Here is a 17,947-nt window from a genome sequence, read left to right on the forward strand (position 1 = left end):
TTGAAGACGGACCATATCACCATTTTTTTAATGCCTCATATATCCCAAAAATAACCTCGACAGAATATTAGAGAAACCAATCAACCAAAAAACCATCATTAAGTAACTAACTGATTTTTTGCAAAACCTATGAAAACTTAGTTTATGGAATATTATTAAATATTTTCCTTTGCTGCGGAGATACTACCAAGAGACAAAGGTTAGAAAGGAAGGCAGTATGGATCATATACAAATGGCCCGTGCGATGTTCGGGACGAATATGGCTGTACATATCATATTTGCAACGATCGGCGTCGGGTTGCCGATGATGATGTTGGCCGCGGAATTGATGTATCAAAAGACAAAGGATTTACAGTATGTTGTCATGGCTAAACGCTGGACCAAAACATTAGGGGTGTTACTTGGGGTCGGGATTCCGACTGGTACGATTGCAGGTGTGCAGTTGTCACTATTATGGCCTGGATTCATGGAAGTGATTGGACGTGTCATGGCGCTTCCATTTCAGATAGAGATTTATGCATTCATGGTTGAAGCGCTGTTCATGTCCATCTATGTGTATGCTGCTGAAAAAATCAGGCCATGGGCACGAATCGTGAGTTTATTTTTTGTTGCATTCGGAGCAATGGCTTCGGCTGTTTTGATTTCGAATGTCCATGCTTTTGAAGGGACACCGGCTGGGTTCCGGTTTGAAAATGGGGAAATCGTCGACGTCGATCCTTGGGCGGCATTTTTCAACCCTAGTTTCTCGGTGACAGCAGGACATACGGTACTGACTGCTTATACTACAGGCGCTTTTGTTGTAGCAGCAGTTGCAGCCTATAAGATGCTGAAAAATAAATTTGGCACTACTGAATTTAATTTTCATCAAAAAGCACTGAAGCTCAGTATTGTATTAGGTTTGGTTTTCTCTTTTTTGACTGCACTGAACGGTCACACTACTACACAGCATTTATATAGGGAACAGCCGGAAAAATTGGCGGCGGCAGAAGGATTGTTCGAAACGCAGGACCATGCTGGACTCACCTTATTTGGCTATACCGATAGGGAAGCCCAGGAAGTGAAGTATGGCATTGAAATTCCATGGGTATTAAGCTTCCTATCTGGTAATAGTTTTGATACTGTCGTAACCGGTTTGAACGATTTTCCAAAAGAGTATTGGCCGCCGCTTTATGTCCATATCTTATTCAACGCCATGGTCATCATTGGTTCAGGTTTAATTGCGTTAGCCTTGTTTGCATTGATTTGGAATAAGTGGCTAAAGAAGGAGACTTATCCGAAATGGGTTCTCTGGCTGTTTGTCGCTGCAGGACCGCTTTCGGTCATTTCAATCGAATGCGGGTGGATTTTTGCCTGTACAGGCAGGCAGCCATGGACGATATATCGGATGCTGTCCACCGCGGATTCAGTAACTTCGTACGAAAACCTTGGATTTCTATTTACGCTGTTCATTCTTGTATATATCATTTTATGCGTTTCTGTCGTGTTTACACTTTTGTATTATTTCAAACGTCATTCCGTGATGGATGATATATATATAGCCGAACAGAAAGACGTACGGTTTTTCGATTCGAATTCATAAAAGGGGGGAAGGCGAATGAGTGATGCGCTTCTTGCAATAACACTTGTGTGGGGCTTTATTTTTCTTTATGCCATCATGGCCTCCATGGATTTTGGCGCTGGCTTCTGGGCAATGACTTACATTAAAAAGGAAGAAACCAATGCTACGAAGATAGCGAATAGCTATTTATCACCAACTTGGGAAGTAACTAATACTTTTGTGGTTGGTCTTGTTATCGCTATTTACAGTTTATTTCCAGGTGCGGTTTTCCCGATTGGGGTAGCCTTGATCGTTCCCGCAAGCCTGATCTTGGTCCTTCTATGTATTAGGAGTGCATTCTTGGTTTTCTCGCATAGCGTGGACAAATATGAAAAAGTGTTAACGTATATATCAGGATTAACGGGATTGCTCATTCCCGGATTATTAATCAGCGTATTGCCAATCACCCACCTTGGATTTGTCGAGGACGTGGGAGGAAATGAAGGATTGAACCTTTCTAAACTTTTCACAAGTCCAAATGAGTATTCATTTGTAGGGTTCGGAATTATGAGCACACTTTTTTTATCATCCTTGCTCCTATCTGATTACTCGAAACAGGCTGATGAAATGGAAGCCTACAAAATATACCGCAGGGATGCGATGATAACGGGACCGCTTATGTTAGTCATGGCAATGCTCGTTATGTTCACATTAAAAAATGAAGCAAATTGGATTTACGATGGGATGATGAAAAACTCTGCATTATTACTCATCTCGCTCGTGTTTTTTATCATTAGCGGGGTAGCTCTTTATCTGCCCCACTTTTCTAAGCGGGAGGTTAAAGGAATGCCTCGCCTCGCCGTTATAGCGATTATCATTCAGTATTTAATCGGTAGTTATGTTTATGGAATCGCACATTTACCCTATATTATTTATCCAAATGTCACAATCCTTTCAGGATTTACCGACCCGACTTCATTCCGTGCCTTGTTTGCCACATATATTGTGGGCTTTGCGATATTGGTGCCAGGTTTCTATTATTTCTGGTCCATCTTCATGAAAGATCAGCGCCGAAAGTTCAAACGGAAACAAATGTCAAACTAGTTCATCTTGGAAAAGAGAGGTTATCACTATGAAAATGTTAAATCTGCTAAAATATACGGTTTTAGTCATCTCACTCTTTTTGAGCTATCAAGCGGTTGAAGCACATGATAAAAATTTTCAGGTCGATGGCACCTATATTTCAACAAAAAGAGATGTAACAGGAGACCAGAAAATAGACATCATCCAGGTACAGGGGCTGCCATATGAGGAAGGAAGCAAATTTCTGAAGAAAATTGAGTTGAGTGTTGAAAGCAATCGCCGTACAATCAGCGTTCCGCTTGAAGCAGGGTATAATCCAGATCTCAAGGTTACGGACTTGAATAATGATGGTATCCAGGATGTATTGGTCACGGTTTTAATGGAAGGTAAAGATCGTTTGGTATCCAGTTACGCCTATACGTTCAAAGATGGAAAATTGAAGGAACTGGAAGTCCCGCCATCCGTTCCTGTAATGGCCCAATTTCTCGATGGATACAAAGCGGAAATCATTATTGAAGGACAAAAACCTGTGGTGATAGATGTCATTTCCAGAAAACAAACCTATGATGCATTGGGCATTTACAGAAATGGAAAGCTAAATGAACCGACCGAGCTTTTGGTTGATCCCTATTCTTCACTGGACCTCAAGACATTTTTAGGAAAAGGAAAGGGGCTTACAGGGATCCAACATGTGAAAGGGTCCGATGAACGCGATCCGATATTGGAGATTAAATCGGTATGGAATTATAACAATGGATGGCAGCTTGTAAAAGCCCAGGTTAAACCAGTCAAGGCAAAGAATAATAAATAGTCCGTGTGAATGGTAATTGTTCAGACATATCTTAAATAAAGCAGGTTGACAGCTCTTGGTCATGAGGGCTGTTTTTTGTTTATATTTAAAATTGACAATTTTTAAATATTTGGTAAAATCTAAATAAATCCAGTTTATACATAATCAAACTTCTTTTGCTGGATTAAATGTAAGCGGATACAAGGGGGGTGCAGACTTACGGAGTTAAAAGAAAAAATAATCGAAACATCGTTGACGCTCTTCGAACAGCATGGTTTTCATGGTGTTTCCGTTAACGAAATCGTCAAGGCATGCGGAACTAGCAAGGGTGGATTTTATCACCATTTCTCTTCCAAAGATGAGCTCTTATTTGTCATTCATGATTACTTTATTTCATATGTTTTAACTAAAGCACAGGAAGCCATTTCAGCAAGTACCCATCCAACAGAGAAAATGCAAAAGATCATTCAATCTTTCGTTAAAGTTTTTGACCTCTATAAACCACACATCTCAGTTTTCTATCAAGAAAGCATTTACTTAAAACCACCTTATGTTGAAGCAATCAAAAAAAAACGTCAAATATATAAAGAAATTATTTTTTCCGTCATCAAAGAAGGTATTGACAAGGGAGTGTTCCGCAGCGAATTACCGGTTGAAATTACCGGGATGTCGATTCTGGGCATGGTGAACTGGTCCTACAAATGGTACAAAAGGGACGGCGGAAAAACCATCGATGAAATTGGTGATATTTACGTAGATTTAATTCTGCACGCACTATTGACGGATAACCAAAAAGAAGAGGAAATAACCCGGCCATTTTTACTGAAGAACCAATTGGTTGTGGATTAAACAGTAAAACCTGAATTGTACAGACCAACTAGTCGGTCTTAATAGAAAGGGGAATAAACAAATGGATTTCTCACTTACGAAAGAACAACAGATGATTAAGGAAATGGTTAGGGAATTTGCGGAAAAGGAAATTAAACCAATTGCCATAGAATTGGATGCAAAGTCCATGTTTGCGGAGGATGCATTCAAAAAAATGGGGAAACTCGGGTTGCTTGGAATTCCGTTCCCTGAAGAATATGGCGGCTCGGGTGGAGATACGATTTCGTATGCCATTGCAGTGGAAGAGGTTGGCAAGGCATGCGGAGGAACAGGGTTAAGCTATGCAGCAGCCGTTTCACTTGGAGCAAGTCCAATTTACTATTTTGGAACCGAAGAACAGAAGCAAAAATATCTGGTTCCAATCACGACCGGTGAAACTTTGGCAGCTTTCGGGTTGACAGAGCCTAATGCGGGTTCGGATGCTGGCGGTACGAGAACGACTGCCGTATTAGAAGGTGATGAATATGTGATAAACGGCGAGAAAACATGGATAACAAATGCCAGCTATTCAAGAACCATCACCGTTACCGCTGTATCGGGCAAAGATTCCAGGGGTAAGAACATCATCTCCGCGTTCATCGTGCCAACGGATACCCAAGGGCTTACGATCAATAGCAATTATGAAAAAATGGGAGTTCGGGCTTCCAATACTTGTGAAATCATTCTTGATAATGTACGCGTACCAAAGCAGAATTTATTGGGAGATCCAGACAAAGGGTTCAAACAATTTTTATTCACGCTGGATGGCGGAAGGATTTCAATTGCAGCTTTGGCCGTGGGCATCGCACAGGCAGCCTTTGATAAGGCTTTAGCTTTTTCAAAAGAGCGCATTCAATTTGGTAAATCCATTTCAAGTTTTCAGGCGATTCAATTCAAGCTTGCAGACATGGCAATGGAAATTGAATTGGCAAGGAACATGGTATATAAGGCGGCATGGTTAAAAGACAATAAAAAACCTTTTGCAAAGGAAGCGGCTTACGCCAAGCTTTTTGCAAGTGAGACCGCGTTCCGGGCCAGCAATCAAGCGATTCAAATACATGGCGGTTCTGGATACATGCGTGAATATGAAGTGGAACGCTATTTAAGAGATGCTAAGTTATTGGAAATCGGGGAAGGCACATCCGAAATTCAAAGGATGGTAATCGCCAGACAATTAGGCTGTTAATCTTTTCGGAACGAATGAACAATGATGCTTGGGTTCAATCAGATGAGAAGCAGATGTTATCCATACAGCAAAAAGCGTTCATTCTTACTTTTATTTGATAGGAGGAGTTTGATGTCCGATTTGCTAGATGTTACTATCGGAAAACTGCTTGAAAAGACAGCTGAACAATATGGGGATAATGAAGCGGTGGTTTACCATGAACTTGGCCTTCGTCATTCGTATCGCGAATTTGAAAAGATTTGCCGAAAGGCGGCCCGGGGGTTCATGTCACTCGATATAAAAAAAGGGGAACATATCGCCATTTGGGCGTCCAATAAACCGGAATGGCTTATATCCCAATTTTCGACCGCGAAAATGGGCGGGGTACTGGTAACGGTCAATACCAATTACCGTACAAGTGAACTGGAATACCTGCTTAAGCAATCGGATTCGACGACGATAATCCTGATGGAACAATATAAGGATCATTCCTATATAGATACGTTGTATGAAATTGTACCTGAATTGAAAATTGCAGAACCAGGAAAATTACAATCTGAAAAACTGCCAAAATTGAAAAATATCATCGTTTTAGGCGAAACGCGTTATCCTGGCACGTTTTCATGGGATGAAGTCATAAGCGGGAGCGAATCCGTTTCAGAGGAGTTACTGGACCTGAGGATGGGGGAATTGGCTTCCAGTGATGTGATTAATATGCAATATACATCAGGGACGACAGGATTTCCAAAAGGAGTGATGTTGACCCATTCAAACTTGGTCAACAACGGATTGAATGTTGCGGAGTGCATGAAGCTTACAAAGGATGACCGGCTTTGCATCCCCGTTCCGTTTTTTCATTGTTTTGGCTGTTCCCTTGGTACGATGGCCTCTGTTACTGTAGGGGCAACAATGGTGCCTATTGTGGAATTTAATCCACGCGTAGTCCTTCAGGCCGTTGAAGCAGAAAAATGTACGGGGCTCCACGGTGTACCTACGATGTTCATCGCCGAACTTAATCTCGATGACTTCGACCAGTATGATTTACGTTCGTTGCGGACTGGAATCATGGCAGGCTCCACATGTCCGATCGAAGTTATGAAAAGTGTGGTGAATAAGATGGGAATCTCTGAAATTACGATTACTTATGGTCAAACCGAATCATCGCCAGGAATTACGATGACAAGAACGGACGACCCAATTGAACTACGTGTTTCCACAGTGGGAAGGGCATTGCCGAAAGTGGAAGTGAAAATTGTCGATCCGGCTACTGGAGAAGAAGTCCCACGGGGCAAACAGGGGGAACTCTGTTCAAGGGGATACCATGTAATGAAGGGATATTATAATAACCAGGAAGCTACTGAACAGGCGATTGACCGGGAAGGGTGGCTTCATACGGGAGATTTAGCGGTGATGGACGAGAATGGTTATTGCATGATAACAGGCAGGTTGAAAGATATGATCATTCGCGGGGGGGAAAATATTTATCCTCGTGAGATAGAAGAGTTCCTCTATAAACATCCTGCAATTGTAGATGTCCAGGTACTCGGTGTTCCAGATCGGAAGTATGGGGAAGAGGTAGCGGCATGGATCATTTTGAAACCGGGAGAAACCCTTACGGAGAAAGAATTGATAGAGTATTGCAAAGGGAAGATATCATTTCATAAAATTCCCCGTTACATTCAATTTACCGATGCTTATCCAATGACTGCATCCGGAAAGATCCAAAAGTATAAGCTTCGGCAACAAACGCTTGACCTACTATCGGAACGCACTAAATAAGGAGGATACCAAATGATTCGAAAAATTCTTATCGCAAATAGAGGAGAAATAGCAACACGTATTATTCGTACATGCAAGAAGTTGGGAATACTTACTGTCGCCGTCCATTCGGAAGCAGATTCGGATTCGCCGTTTGTGGGACTGGCAGATGAGGCATATTTATTGGGTGGCCCAAGAGTACAGGAAAGCTATTTAAACGTCAATAAGATTTTGGAAATTGCTAAAGAAACCGGAGTGGAAGCCATTCATCCTGGTTACGGATTTCTTAGTGAAAATGCAGATTTTGCACGTTCATGCGAAGAAGCAGGCTTGATATTCATTGGTCCCAACCCAGAGGTCATCCAGCAGATGGGCAATAAAGTCGAGGCACGGAAAAAGATGGAGCAAGCGGGACTTCCATTGGTGCCTGGATTTTCACGTCCGTTAATTGATAGCGCAGAAGCGGCTGCCGTTGCCGAGAAGATTGGCTATCCAGTCATGTTAAAAGCAGCAGCAGGCGGCGGTGGAATCGGCATGCAGGCCGTTGCTAATGAAGATGAACTTACCAAGGCATTCGAAGGGAATCAAAAACGGGCCCAGTTGTTTTTTGGAAATGGAGATATGTTCATAGAAAAATTGATTGAGAAGCCTCGCCATATCGAAATTCAGGTATTAGCGGATTCCTTTGGGAATGCTGTTTACTTATGGGAAAGGGAATGCTCCGTTCAAAGGCGCCACCAGAAGGTCGTGGAAGAGGCTCCCTCTTCTTTCCTGGACGAAGATACAAGAAACAGGATGGGAATGGCTGCAGTGAATGCGGTAAAATCCATTGGTTATAGCAATGCAGGGACCCTCGAATTTTTAGTTGATGCGGATAAAAATTTTTATTTCCTGGAAATGAATACACGCCTTCAAGTTGAGCATCCTGTCACCGAAGAAATTACGGGACTGGATTTAGTCGAACAGCAAATAAAAATCGCGTCAGGCAACAAACTGGAAATCACCCAAGCAGAGATTAAAAAGGATGGACATTCCATTGAAGTGCGCATATATGCTGAAGATCCGAAAACCTTCTATCCAGCACCGGGGAGAATCACCAGCATGGAACTTCCGGAAGGTGAGGGGATCCGTCATGAATTGGCGGTTCATGGAACTTCCGTCGTATCCCATTTTTATGATCCGATGATCGCCAAATTGGTAGTGAGCGGCGATTCGAGGGATAAAGCGATCGAGAGATTAAGAGAAGCTTTGGAAACCTATAAAATAGAAGGAATTAAAACAAACCTTCCTTTGCTGATGGAAATAGTTTCTCATGAAGCTTTTTCCCAAGGAGATACGACTACGGATTTCATTGCGAAATATATTAAAAAATTGACTGTATAAGGCGTATTTTAAAACATAATGATCAGGAGGAATACAAGATGGCAGAATTAAAGGCAAGCATGGCAGGAAGCGTTTGGAAAATCGTAGTGAACGAGGGGCAAAGTGTAACCGACGGACAGGATATCATTATCTTGGAATCGATGAAAATGGAAATCCCCATTGCAGCAGAGGAAGCTGGCACCATTAAAGAACTTAAAGTGAATGAAGGGGATTTCGTAAATGAGGGCGATGTTTTGGCCGTCATTGAATAAAGGGACGGAGGGGTAAGATGAATTGGCCTGAAAAAGTGACAATTAAGGAAGTGGGTCCGCGTGATGGGCTGCAAAATGAAAAGGTCATGATACCTGCACAAAGCAAAATGGATTGGATCGATCAGCTCTCTGATACAGGATTATCTTATATAGAGGTGACTTCTTTCGTACATCCAAAGTGGATTCCCCAATTGAGTGATGCCGCCCTGGTGGCTAAGGGAATAAAGCGCAATCCCGGGATCACTTATGCGGCCCTTGTACCCAATCAAAGGGGTCTGGAATCGGCCCTTGAAGCCAATATCGATGAAGTTTCCGTGTTCATGTCTTCCAGTGAGACCCATAATCTTAAAAATATCAATAAATCGATTTCCGATACCTTTCCAATAATGAAGGATGTCATCGGGACAGCAGCGAAAAGCGGGAAAACGGTTAGGGGCTATATTTCTACCGTTTTCGGCTGTCCATATGAAGGGGAGGTTTCGTCCGAGCAGGTTTTCCGTGTTTGTGATCAACTATTTGAATACGGAATCAGTGAGCTCTCATTGGGTGATACCATTGGGGTCGCTTCTCCAAGACAGGTTGCCATGTTCCTTGAACAGGCTGTAAAAAGATATGATATAAGCCGAATTGCTCTCCATTTTCATGATACAAGGGGAATGGCGCTCGCAAATGTTCTTGAATCACTGAATTATGGTGTGGACACTTTTGACTCTTCGCTCGGAGGTTTGGGAGGATGCCCATATGCACCAGGTGCGAGCGGAAATGTGGCTACGGATGACCTGATTCATATGCTACATAAAATGGGAATTCACACGGGAATCAATCCAGAAAAACTAATGAAGGCTGCGGCCTTGATGCAAAGCTTTTTGGATAAACCACTGCCTAGCCATCAGATGGCTGTTTATAACGCACAATAAGAGAAGAAATTGAGGTGAATTTATGACTTCACTAGTTGAGATCAGTACTGAGGAAAAGGGAATTGCCATCGTGACTTTGAATCGGCCGGATGCTGCTAATGCTTTATCCACAGAATTGCTTCATTGTTTAGCCGAAGGGCTGGATGAATTGGAAAGAGATTCCAATTTACGAACAGTCATTATAACGGGAGCAGGTGAAAAGGCGTTTTGTGCAGGTGCGGATCTTAAGGAACGAGCAGGTATGAATGATGATAAAGTCAAGGAGACAGTCAAGTTGATTGGAGACACGATTACGGCTGTAGAAAACCTTCCAGTTCCAGTCATCGCCGCGATTAACGGTTCGGCTTTTGGAGGAGGGCTGGAGTTGGCACTCGCTTGTGACATACGCATCGCATCGGAAACGGCGAAGGTGGGACTGACAGAAACGTCATTAGGCATCATTCCAGGCGCCGGGGGCACTCAGCGCCTGCCGCGGATAGTCGGAATGCCGACAGCGAAAGAACTGATTTATACGGCAAGGAGATTGGATGCAAAAACAGCACATGCCTTGAAAATCATCAGTCATGTATATTCACCTCAACATTTACTTGATGAAGCGAAAAAATTGGCTGGAGAAATTGCGGTCAATGCCCCATTGGCACTCAAGGCTGCAAAAGCGGCGATCAATCAAGGGGCGGAGACTAGTTTGAAAACAGGGTTGCAAATTGAAAAAGACTGCTATCAGACCACTTTAAAAACCCGTGACCGACTGGAGGGTCTGTCAGCATTCAAGGAAAAACGCAAACCGGTATTTAGGGGCCAATGATTTCAATTAAAGGAGGAACAGGGATGGTAACGACGGATAAACTAACCGAAACGGTTGAAACGATAAAAAAAGGCGGTTTAGAAAAATATCACCAAAAAAACGCTGAAAAAGGAAAGCTTTTTGTTCGTGAACGGCTAGAGCAGCTTTTCGATGAAGGGGTTGAAATAGAGGACGCTTTCTTTGCTAATTGTGCCAGTGATGGTCTGCCTGCTGATGGTGTGGTTACAGGTATCGGGAAAATCAATGGTCAGAGGGTCTGTGTCATGGCCAATGATTCGACTGTAAAAGCTGGTTCCTGGGGAGCAAGGACCGTCGAGAAAATCATTCGCATTCAGGAAACAGCTGATAAGTTACAGCTGCCCCTTCTTTATTTAGTCGATTCTGCCGGGGCACGAATTACGGATCAAGTAGAAATGTTTCCGGGACGCCGCGGAGCGGGACGAATCTTCTACAACCAAGTAAAGTTATCAGGAAAAGTCCCGCAAATTTGTCTATTGTTCGGACCGTCTGCAGCGGGAGGGGCATATATCCCAGCTTTCTGTGATATTGTCGTAATGGTTGACGGTAATGCATCCATGTATTTAGGATCACCGAGAATGGCAGAAATGGTCATCGGCGAAAAGGTGAGCGAAGAGGAAATGGGCGGGGCGAAAATGCATTGTTCTGTTTCAGGATGCGGGGATGTGCTTGTTAAGTCAGAAGAAGAATCCATCGCGTTTGCACGCCGATACTTAAGCTATTTTCCAGGAAATTATCAAGAAAAGCCTAAAGCCAAAAAGCCTGAGCTGCCAGCTGAATTCGAAAAAACATTGGAAGAGCTGATTCCAAAAAATCAGAATGCAGCCTTTAATATGTACGACCTGATCGATAGGATTATAGACAGGCAATCGTTTTGTGAAATCAAGAAGCTATTTGCCCCCGAACTAATTACCGGGCTTGCAAGGCTAAATGGACAAACGATAGGGATCATTGCCAATCAGCCGCGTGTCAAGGGCGGCGTCCTTTTCCATGATTCAGCCGATAAGGCGGCCAAGTTCATCAATTTATGTGATGCTTTCCATATACCGCTGTTGTTCCTGGTGGATATTCCAGGATTCATGATTGGAACGAAGGTCGAACAGGCAGGCATCATTCGCCATGGTGCGAAAATGATTTCGGCCATGAGTGAAGCCACCGTCCCCAAGATTTCTGTCATTGTCCGTAAAGCTTATGGTGCTGGACTCTACGCGATGGCTGGTCCCGCTTTTGAACCGGATTGCGTTCTTGCCTTACCGACGGCATTGATTGCGGTCATGGGGGCAGAAGCTGCGGTCAATGCAGTCTATGCCAATAAAATCAATGCGATGGAAGCGGAGGATCGCCCAGCATTCATCGAACAGAAGCGCAATGAATATAATGAAGACATTGATATCTACCGCTTAGCCTCCGAGATGATAGTTGATGGCATCATCCAGCCAAATGACCTGCGTGATGAATTGAGCGCCCGGTTTGAAGCATATAGCAGTAAACAATTGACATTTACCGATCGAAAACATGGAGTCTATCCAGTCTAAAGAAACAAGCCCGGTCATTATGACCGGGCTATCTATTTACCCTTTTCATTATAAAAGGTCGTTTCTTTGGTCATATTTTTTATCATACATTTAAGTGTTTCGAGAAAGACAAAAAGAAAACGATCCTAACATTGTTTCCCTAGGAAGTTTTTTGGATTTGCCTACATAGGTTCTTATCTGTGTTTTGTTTCCCAAGCAAAATTAATTTCTTTATCATCCCAAGGAATTCTTTTTTCATCTGGTTTGGAAGCGTTATACGACTTTGTCGTACAATAAAGAACAGTTGCTGGCTTTTCGCCAAGTACTCGGTAGCCGTGAGCCACACCTTTGGGAATGAGTAAAATACTAGGATTGTTTTCACCCATATAATAAACATTCGTTTCACCCTTGGTAGCAGAGTGGTCTCTTAAGTCATGTAAAACTACTTGAGCATTACCTGATGGAATAAACCAAAGGTCATCTTGCTCTTCATGGTAGTGAAATGCTTTAATAACACCTGGGTAAGATGTAGTCCATGATAGTTGACCAAAATGAGATAAAAGATTGTCATCATCTCTTACCACTTCTGCAAAAAATCCTCTATCATCACAATGCTTAATTAATTTTTTAGAAATAACCCCTTCAATTTCCATCTTCATCATCTGCCTTTTTTAAGTATTCATGTAAACCTTCTTTCCAATTTCGCAAAAAGAGTCCGTTGGAATTCAACTTTTTTTGACTTAAAACAGAATAATTGGGTCTGGGTGTTTTAAGCCCATATTCTTCTGTAGAAACAGGGATGACTACTGTCTGTGAATTTAAGAACGTAACAATTTCGGTTGCAAATTCAAACCAACTGCAACTTCCAGCGTTTGTGACATGATAAATGCCATGTGGTTTTGTTAGTAAATTTTTTAGTGCTATTCCAAGATCTTTAGTGTAGGTAGGACAACCGTATTGATCATGAACCACACGGATTTCTGGTGAATGGCTGGCTAACTTTTTAATGGTATTGACGAAATTTTTCCCATTATGTCCGTATAACCATGACGTTCTAATGATTGTGGAACTTTCATTAGCAGTTAATGCTAATTCTTCGCCTAGCAGTTTGCTTTTTCCATAAATTGTTTGGGGGGCAGGAGAATCCTTTTCTAAATAGGGTTCAATTTTTTTACCATCAAATACATAGTCAGTACTAATATGAAAAAACTTCACTTTTTTTTCCTTTGCTTCACAGGCTAGATAATAAGGTCCAATTCCATTAATTAAATAAGCTTGATCTATATCCGTTTCGCAAAGGTCAACTTGTGTAAAGGCTGCAGTATTAATAAGATAATCTGGCTGGATTTTCTCAATCATTTCTTTTATTTGCGTACGATTAGTAATATCTAATTGTTGTTTAGTAAATGGAAATACCACATAATCTTCCTCTTTAAAAAGCTGAATGAGTTCTTTTCCTAATTGGCCTCCTGCACCTGTAATGACAATCTTCATATGGAAGTACCTTTAAATTTGTTCATGTGCCAACGAACTGTTTTTTCTAATGATTGATCAAAGGAAGAGGTCTGTTTCCAGCTTAACTCGTCATGTAACTTAGAAGAATCAATGGCATATCTTCGGTCATGACCTTTTCTGTCTTCGACAAATTCAATCAAGTGGTCAGGCTTCCCCATTATTTCTAAAATTTGTTTTACGACATCGATATTTTTCCTTTCATTTCCGCCACCAATATTATAAACTTCACCCCAATTACCATTTTCAAGAATAAGAGAAATCGCTTTACAATGATCTTCTACAAACAGCCAATCTCTTATCTGTAAACCATCCCCATAAACGGGGATTTTAAGGTTGTGAAGCGCCCTATTTACAATGGTTGGAATGAATTTTTCCATGTTTTGAAATGGACCGTAATTATTACTGCATCTTGTCGTAATCAATGGTAATTTAAATGTTTCATAGTAAGATCGTACTAATAAATCCGAGCTTGCTTTCGTAGCCGAATAAGGATTGTTAGGTGAAAGAGGGGATTCTTCTGTGAATGGTTGTTGAGTAGGGCTTAAAGTACCATAAACTTCGTCTGTGGAAATATGGATCATTTTTTTTGCATAGCCTTTGATTAATTGTTGTAATAATTGATAAGTACCGACAATATTTGTTTGGATGAATTTATCTGCATTTTGAATACTATTATCAACATGAGACTCCGCAGCAAAATGAATAATCGCTTCATAATTTTGATCCATCACAGTTTCCATATCTTTTTCATCTACAATGCTTCCTTTAATAAAGCGAAATTTAGAATCAGATGATGTTAGGGTACGTATCTCTTCAGGATGACTTGCGTACGTAAGAGAATCGATAACGGTTATATTGTATGACGTATTTTTTAACAAATAGTGAACAAAGTTGAGACCGATGAAACCAGCCCCACCTGTAACTAGAAGATTCATAATTGCCTCCTTTCAATGAATAGCTGTTAATTTTCTATTAATCTTACAAGGTATTGCCCATATTCATTTTTCTCTAATGGTTTAGCTAAGGCAAGAAGTTGCTGTGGTGAAATAAAACCTTTTCGAAAGGCAATTTCTTCTATACAAGCAATTTGAACGTTTTGCCGACTTTGAATGGTTTGGATAAATAAAGAAGCGTCAAGTAGTGATTCATGAGTACCGGTGTCTAACCAGCTAAATCCTCTCCCCAATAACTCAACATTAAGCTGGTTTTTCTTTAGGTAACATTCATTCACAGAAGTAATTTCATATTCTCCACGGGAAGATTTCTTAATACCCTTTGCGATATCAATAACATTATTATCATAAAAATAAAGTCCTGTAATGGCATAGTGAGATTTAGGCGTTACAGGTTTTTCTTCCAAAGATATCACTTTCCGATTTTCATCAAATTCTACAACACCAAATCGTTCAGGATCTTTAACATGATAGCCGAATATAGTCGCACCGTTATGTCGATTAACGACTTCTTCTAATGTTTTAATGAAATTATGTCCATAAAAAATATTGTCTCCTAATATTAAAGATACAGAGTCCTTTGCTATAAAATCCTCTCCTATAACAAAAGCCTGTGCGATTCCTTCCGGTTTTTCCTGTGATATATAACTTATTTTGATTCCTAATTGTGACCCATCGCCTAATAAACTTTTAAAACGAGGTGTATCAATGGGGGTAGAAATGATTAAGATATCTTTAATTCCAGCAAGCATTAGTACGGACAATGGATAATAAATCAAGGGTTTATCATAAACAGGTAATAGCTGTTTTGAGACAACCTTTGTTAACGGATATAATCTAGTGCCATATCCACCAGCTAATATGATTCCTTTCATTATTATTCACCTCCTCATGTAGTATGATATAAAAAATAAAATGAATTTAAATTTTATCAGTTTCTGAATTTCACGGAAAAAATGATCCTTTTCAACATATGCGTAAAGAATGTGATTGGATTCTGTACAAATGAAGGATAATTTTAAAAAATTTATATAGAAGTCTTGCGAGATTGGCAAGAAAAGACTACAAAGCTAAAGTGAAAACTCGCTTTGTAGTCTTTTTTCTCTCTTGGTTAAAAATCAATCGGGTGAAATAATTCTTTCCTTTACAAAAGGCAGAAGCACAGAAAGAAGGGGTTTCCTCGATATAGAATTTTTAACAAAATGTCTTATTTAGAAAAATTAAGACTTACTATAAGTGTTCTTTAATCCTAGCACTTGCAGTGGAAAAGTGAGATAGTCTGGGTTCTAAAATTTTTTAACTGTAACCCATTAGTTTATAACTATTTGTTAAGCCTTATTACCTGCATTCTATTCTAAATCTCTTTTTAACTGTGCAGGTACTCCTGCATAAAGGGTTTTCGCAGGAATATCATTCTTTACAAATGCTCCGCCTCCTATAATCGACCAAGCACCAATATTGATCTTTTCACGGATAGAAGAACCAATGCCAATGTACGCTCCTTCACCAATGGTAACATTACCTCCAATATTAACTCCAGGACCTATCGTGACATAGTCGGTGATGATATTATCATGGCTAATGTTCGAACTCCGATTTATGATGACAAAATTCCCCACTTGAACATTTGTGGTAATAATGGTTCCTTCACAAATTATCGATCCAACTCCAAGTGTGTTCCGTTTTGATATGAAAACAGAAGGGTGGATTATTGTATCAGCAATCTCAAAACCTGCATTTTTGGTTTTGGTGACAAAGCGCTTTTTTAAAGATGGATCTCCAACACCGGCACAAACAATTTTAACTTTGTTCCGAAGAGAATAAATATCATGAAGATCGCCCAAAACCGGTACATCATCTATTATTAGCCCCTTCATTTCCGATCTTTCATCTAGAAATCCTATAACCTCATAACTTGAATTTTCACACAGATGATTTACCTCACGTGCATGCCCTCCGCATCCCCAGATGACGATTTTTTTCATGGTTCTAATCCCTTAGCAAGCACTTCCGTTACTTGGACGATATCACTTTGCTTCATTTCTTCCCATAGAGGTAAACTAATTATGCGTCCTGAAATATTATTGGTAATAGGCATTAATGTGCGATTGAATGATGTAAAATAATTTTGTTGATGACAAGTAGGGGAAAAATAGGTGCGTGCTTCTATTTGATTGTCAGCCAGCAATTTCACAAAATCTAAATTACTTTGATCTTCAGGACAGAGAACAGGCATAAATTGATGGGGAATTTTTCCTTCTGTTTTTTGGAGTTGCCATTCTTTTTTTAAGACAGGAGTTTGTTGGAATTGCTCTCGGTACCATTGATAAATTTGTTGTCTCTGTTGTCTCTTTTCAGGAAAGGCATCCAGAGTTGCAAGAGCAATGGCTGCGCTATATTCTGAAAGTTTACTATTAAGACCTTGTGATATAGTTTCCCTATCAGTCGAGAACCCAAAATTCCCCGCTTGACGAATTTGATTTATCAGATCTTTATCAGCACTATATATTAAGCCGCCTTCGCCAATACCAAATGATTTCGTAGCATGAAAGCTGAACACAATAGGGCCGGGAAAATTATTACCAAATGATCCACTCCGCCCTGATGTCCCAAAACTAGGGGCAGCATCAAAAACTACCGGTATCCCTGACTCATGAATCTGCTTATAAAAGGATAGGTTTACGTCTGTTCCAAAGGTTGAGTAGGGAACAACGATTGCCACTTTATCTCCTAATTTTTCCAATGCATCTTTTACAAGTTCCTCATTCATACACCAATCGTCTTTGTTCACATCTACAAAATAAGGTTCTAAACCACACCACATAGCCGCTAAAGGGGTGGCTGAAAAAGTAAAGCTAGGCATTAATGCAAACTGCCCTTTGGGCCGTTTACTCTGATTAATGGCTAACATCAGTCCACTGGTAGCATTGTTGACCGTGAGCACCGCTCCGTTTCCTTCATAGTATTCGGTTAGAACTCTATTCTCAAAAAGAGTATTTAATGGTCCATAATTACTGTACAATCTGGATTGTTCAATCTGGGATAAATAATTGGTAAATGCGTCTTGTTTCACCAAGTTGGGTCGTAAAAACGGAATTTTACGGATATTTTTCATCTCCGTTTCAATTAATCTATAAATTTAATTACTTTCTCACATAATGACTGATAAGTATTCAAAGTATCCATCCAAAAATAAAATTATATTCCGGGTGATGCAATGTTTCATTGCTGTAGTGTAGAATTTTTGGGTATGACGGAGTTTTATTGTGTCATGGCCTGATGGCGCGCAAAGCGGATATAAATCTGGACTTGATAAAAAAACTACCTCAATCAAAAGTATATCCAGCCATATATTCCATTTGTTGCGGATTGCTATTTATGGATATTTTTT

At 40.6% G+C, this 17,947-nt stretch carries 17 protein-coding genes; 11 read left to right on the forward strand and 6 right to left on the reverse strand.

The window, feature by feature from the left end:
- Positions 1-217 precede the first annotated feature (217 nt).
- The 11 genes from ACQKKK_RS22355 to ACQKKK_RS22405 all read left to right on the forward strand — a co-directional run bounded on the left by ACQKKK_RS22355 (position 218) and on the right by ACQKKK_RS22405 (position 12,109).
- Entirely contained in the window at positions 218-1,579 is a 1,362-nt protein-coding gene (locus tag ACQKKK_RS22355; protein ID WP_427619203.1) for a cytochrome ubiquinol oxidase subunit I, read from the forward strand.
- A gap of 15 nt (positions 1,580-1,594) precedes the next feature.
- Positions 1,595-2,641 (forward strand): cytochrome d ubiquinol oxidase subunit II, encoded by a 1,047-nt coding sequence (locus ACQKKK_RS22360; RefSeq protein ID WP_427619204.1) that lies wholly within the window; start codon positions 1,595-1,597, stop codon positions 2,639-2,641.
- Positions 2,642-2,669: 28 nt separating this feature from the next.
- Positions 2,670-3,431 (forward strand): hypothetical protein, encoded by a 762-nt coding sequence (locus ACQKKK_RS22365; RefSeq protein WP_427619206.1) that lies wholly within the window; start codon positions 2,670-2,672, stop codon positions 3,429-3,431.
- 177 nt (positions 3,432-3,608) lie between these two features.
- The gene (locus ACQKKK_RS22370; protein ID WP_427619280.1) at positions 3,609-4,259 is read left to right on the forward strand and encodes a TetR/AcrR family transcriptional regulator; all 651 of its coding nucleotides are present in this window, start codon (positions 3,609-3,611) and stop codon (positions 4,257-4,259) included.
- A gap of 61 nt (positions 4,260-4,320) precedes the next feature.
- Positions 4,321-5,463 carry an acyl-CoA dehydrogenase family protein gene (locus ACQKKK_RS22375; RefSeq protein WP_427619208.1) on the forward strand — a complete coding sequence of 381 codons (1,143 nt, stop codon included), beginning with the start codon at positions 4,321-4,323 and terminating at the stop codon, positions 5,461-5,463.
- A 120-nt stretch (positions 5,464-5,583) separates the two neighbouring features.
- Positions 5,584-7,221 (forward strand): AMP-binding protein, encoded by a 1,638-nt coding sequence (locus ACQKKK_RS22380; protein WP_427619282.1) that lies wholly within the window; start codon positions 5,584-5,586, stop codon positions 7,219-7,221.
- A gap of 12 nt (positions 7,222-7,233) precedes the next feature.
- Positions 7,234-8,583, forward strand: a complete 1,350-nt coding sequence (locus ACQKKK_RS22385) for an acetyl-CoA carboxylase biotin carboxylase subunit (protein WP_427619209.1) — start codon at positions 7,234-7,236, stop codon at positions 8,581-8,583.
- 38 nt (positions 8,584-8,621) lie between these two features.
- Entirely contained in the window at positions 8,622-8,834 is a 213-nt protein-coding gene (locus tag ACQKKK_RS22390) for an acetyl-CoA carboxylase biotin carboxyl carrier protein subunit (RefSeq protein ID WP_427619210.1), read from the forward strand.
- 17 nt (positions 8,835-8,851) lie between these two features.
- Positions 8,852-9,751, forward strand: a complete 900-nt coding sequence (locus ACQKKK_RS22395; protein WP_427619212.1) for a hydroxymethylglutaryl-CoA lyase — start codon at positions 8,852-8,854, stop codon at positions 9,749-9,751.
- Between the two features lie 22 nt (positions 9,752-9,773).
- Positions 9,774-10,556, forward strand: a complete 783-nt coding sequence (locus ACQKKK_RS22400; protein ID WP_427619214.1) for an enoyl-CoA hydratase — start codon at positions 9,774-9,776, stop codon at positions 10,554-10,556.
- Positions 10,557-10,579: 23 nt separating this feature from the next.
- On the forward strand, positions 10,580-12,109 hold the full coding sequence (locus ACQKKK_RS22405) for an acyl-CoA carboxylase subunit beta (protein WP_427619216.1): 1,530 nt from the start codon (positions 10,580-10,582) through the stop codon (positions 12,107-12,109).
- Between the two features lie 173 nt (positions 12,110-12,282).
- Here the strand turns inward: ACQKKK_RS22405 and ACQKKK_RS22410 are convergent, their stop codons facing one another.
- The 6 genes from ACQKKK_RS22410 to ACQKKK_RS22435 form a co-directional block, all read right to left on the reverse strand.
- Positions 12,283-12,741: a dTDP-4-dehydrorhamnose 3,5-epimerase family protein gene (locus ACQKKK_RS22410; protein ID WP_427619217.1), complete on the reverse strand. Its 459-nt coding sequence runs from the start codon at positions 12,739-12,741 to the stop codon at positions 12,283-12,285.
- Entirely contained in the window at positions 12,731-13,582 is an 852-nt protein-coding gene (gene rfbD, locus ACQKKK_RS22415) for a dTDP-4-dehydrorhamnose reductase (protein WP_427619219.1), read from the reverse strand. The genes ACQKKK_RS22410 and rfbD overlap by 11 nt, the downstream gene beginning before the upstream one ends.
- On the reverse strand, positions 13,579-14,538 hold the full coding sequence (gene rfbB / locus ACQKKK_RS22420) for a dTDP-glucose 4,6-dehydratase (protein ID WP_427619221.1): 960 nt from the start codon (positions 14,536-14,538) through the stop codon (positions 13,579-13,581). The genes rfbD and rfbB overlap by 4 nt, the downstream gene beginning before the upstream one ends.
- 26 nt (positions 14,539-14,564) lie before the next feature.
- The gene (gene rfbA, locus ACQKKK_RS22425) at positions 14,565-15,431 is read right to left on the reverse strand and encodes a glucose-1-phosphate thymidylyltransferase RfbA (protein ID WP_427619223.1); all 867 of its coding nucleotides are present in this window, start codon (positions 15,429-15,431) and stop codon (positions 14,565-14,567) included.
- A 474-nt stretch (positions 15,432-15,905) separates the two neighbouring features.
- Positions 15,906-16,541, reverse strand: coding sequence for an acetyltransferase (locus tag ACQKKK_RS22430; protein ID WP_427619225.1), 636 nt, complete (start codon positions 16,539-16,541; stop codon positions 15,906-15,908).
- Entirely contained in the window at positions 16,538-17,662 is a 1,125-nt protein-coding gene (locus tag ACQKKK_RS22435) for a DegT/DnrJ/EryC1/StrS family aminotransferase (RefSeq protein WP_427619284.1), read from the reverse strand. The genes ACQKKK_RS22430 and ACQKKK_RS22435 overlap by 4 nt, the downstream gene beginning before the upstream one ends.
- Positions 17,663-17,947 lie beyond the last annotated feature (285 nt).

It is taken from the genome of Peribacillus sp. NPDC006672, assembly GCF_050274955.1.
Taxonomy (GTDB): Bacteria; Bacillota; Bacilli; order Bacillales; family DSM-1321; genus Peribacillus.

What these genes read in the sequence shown, in the direction of transcription:
- ACQKKK_RS22355 (WP_427619203.1), top strand. Translation starts at nt 218, where the DNA reads ATGGATCATATACAAATGGCCCGTGCGATGTTCGGGACGAATATGGCT.
- ACQKKK_RS22360 (WP_427619204.1), top strand. Translation starts at nt 1,595, where the DNA reads ATGAGTGATGCGCTTCTTGCAATAACACTTGTGTGGGGCTTTATTTTT.
- ACQKKK_RS22365 (WP_427619206.1), top strand. Translation starts at nt 2,670, where the DNA reads ATGAAAATGTTAAATCTGCTAAAATATACGGTTTTAGTCATCTCACTC.
- ACQKKK_RS22375 (WP_427619208.1), top strand. Translation starts at nt 4,321, where the DNA reads ATGGATTTCTCACTTACGAAAGAACAACAGATGATTAAGGAAATGGTT.
- ACQKKK_RS22385 (WP_427619209.1), top strand. Translation starts at nt 7,234, where the DNA reads ATGATTCGAAAAATTCTTATCGCAAATAGAGGAGAAATAGCAACACGT.
- ACQKKK_RS22390 (WP_427619210.1), top strand. Translation starts at nt 8,622, where the DNA reads ATGGCAGAATTAAAGGCAAGCATGGCAGGAAGCGTTTGGAAAATCGTA.
- ACQKKK_RS22395 (WP_427619212.1), top strand. Translation starts at nt 8,852, where the DNA reads ATGAATTGGCCTGAAAAAGTGACAATTAAGGAAGTGGGTCCGCGTGAT.
- ACQKKK_RS22400 (WP_427619214.1), top strand. Translation starts at nt 9,774, where the DNA reads ATGACTTCACTAGTTGAGATCAGTACTGAGGAAAAGGGAATTGCCATC.
- ACQKKK_RS22405 (WP_427619216.1), top strand. Translation starts at nt 10,580, where the DNA reads ATGGTAACGACGGATAAACTAACCGAAACGGTTGAAACGATAAAAAAA.
- ACQKKK_RS22410 (WP_427619217.1), bottom strand. Translation starts at nt 12,741, where the DNA reads ATGGAAATTGAAGGGGTTATTTCTAAAAAATTAATTAAGCATTGTGAT.
- rfbD (WP_427619219.1), bottom strand. Translation starts at nt 13,582, where the DNA reads ATGAAGATTGTCATTACAGGTGCAGGAGGCCAATTAGGAAAAGAACTC.
- rfbB (WP_427619221.1), bottom strand. Translation starts at nt 14,538, where the DNA reads ATGAATCTTCTAGTTACAGGTGGGGCTGGTTTCATCGGTCTCAACTTT.
- rfbA (WP_427619223.1), bottom strand. Translation starts at nt 15,431, where the DNA reads ATGAAAGGAATCATATTAGCTGGTGGATATGGCACTAGATTATATCCG.
- ACQKKK_RS22430 (WP_427619225.1), bottom strand. Translation starts at nt 16,541, where the DNA reads ATGAAAAAAATCGTCATCTGGGGATGCGGAGGGCATGCACGTGAGGTA.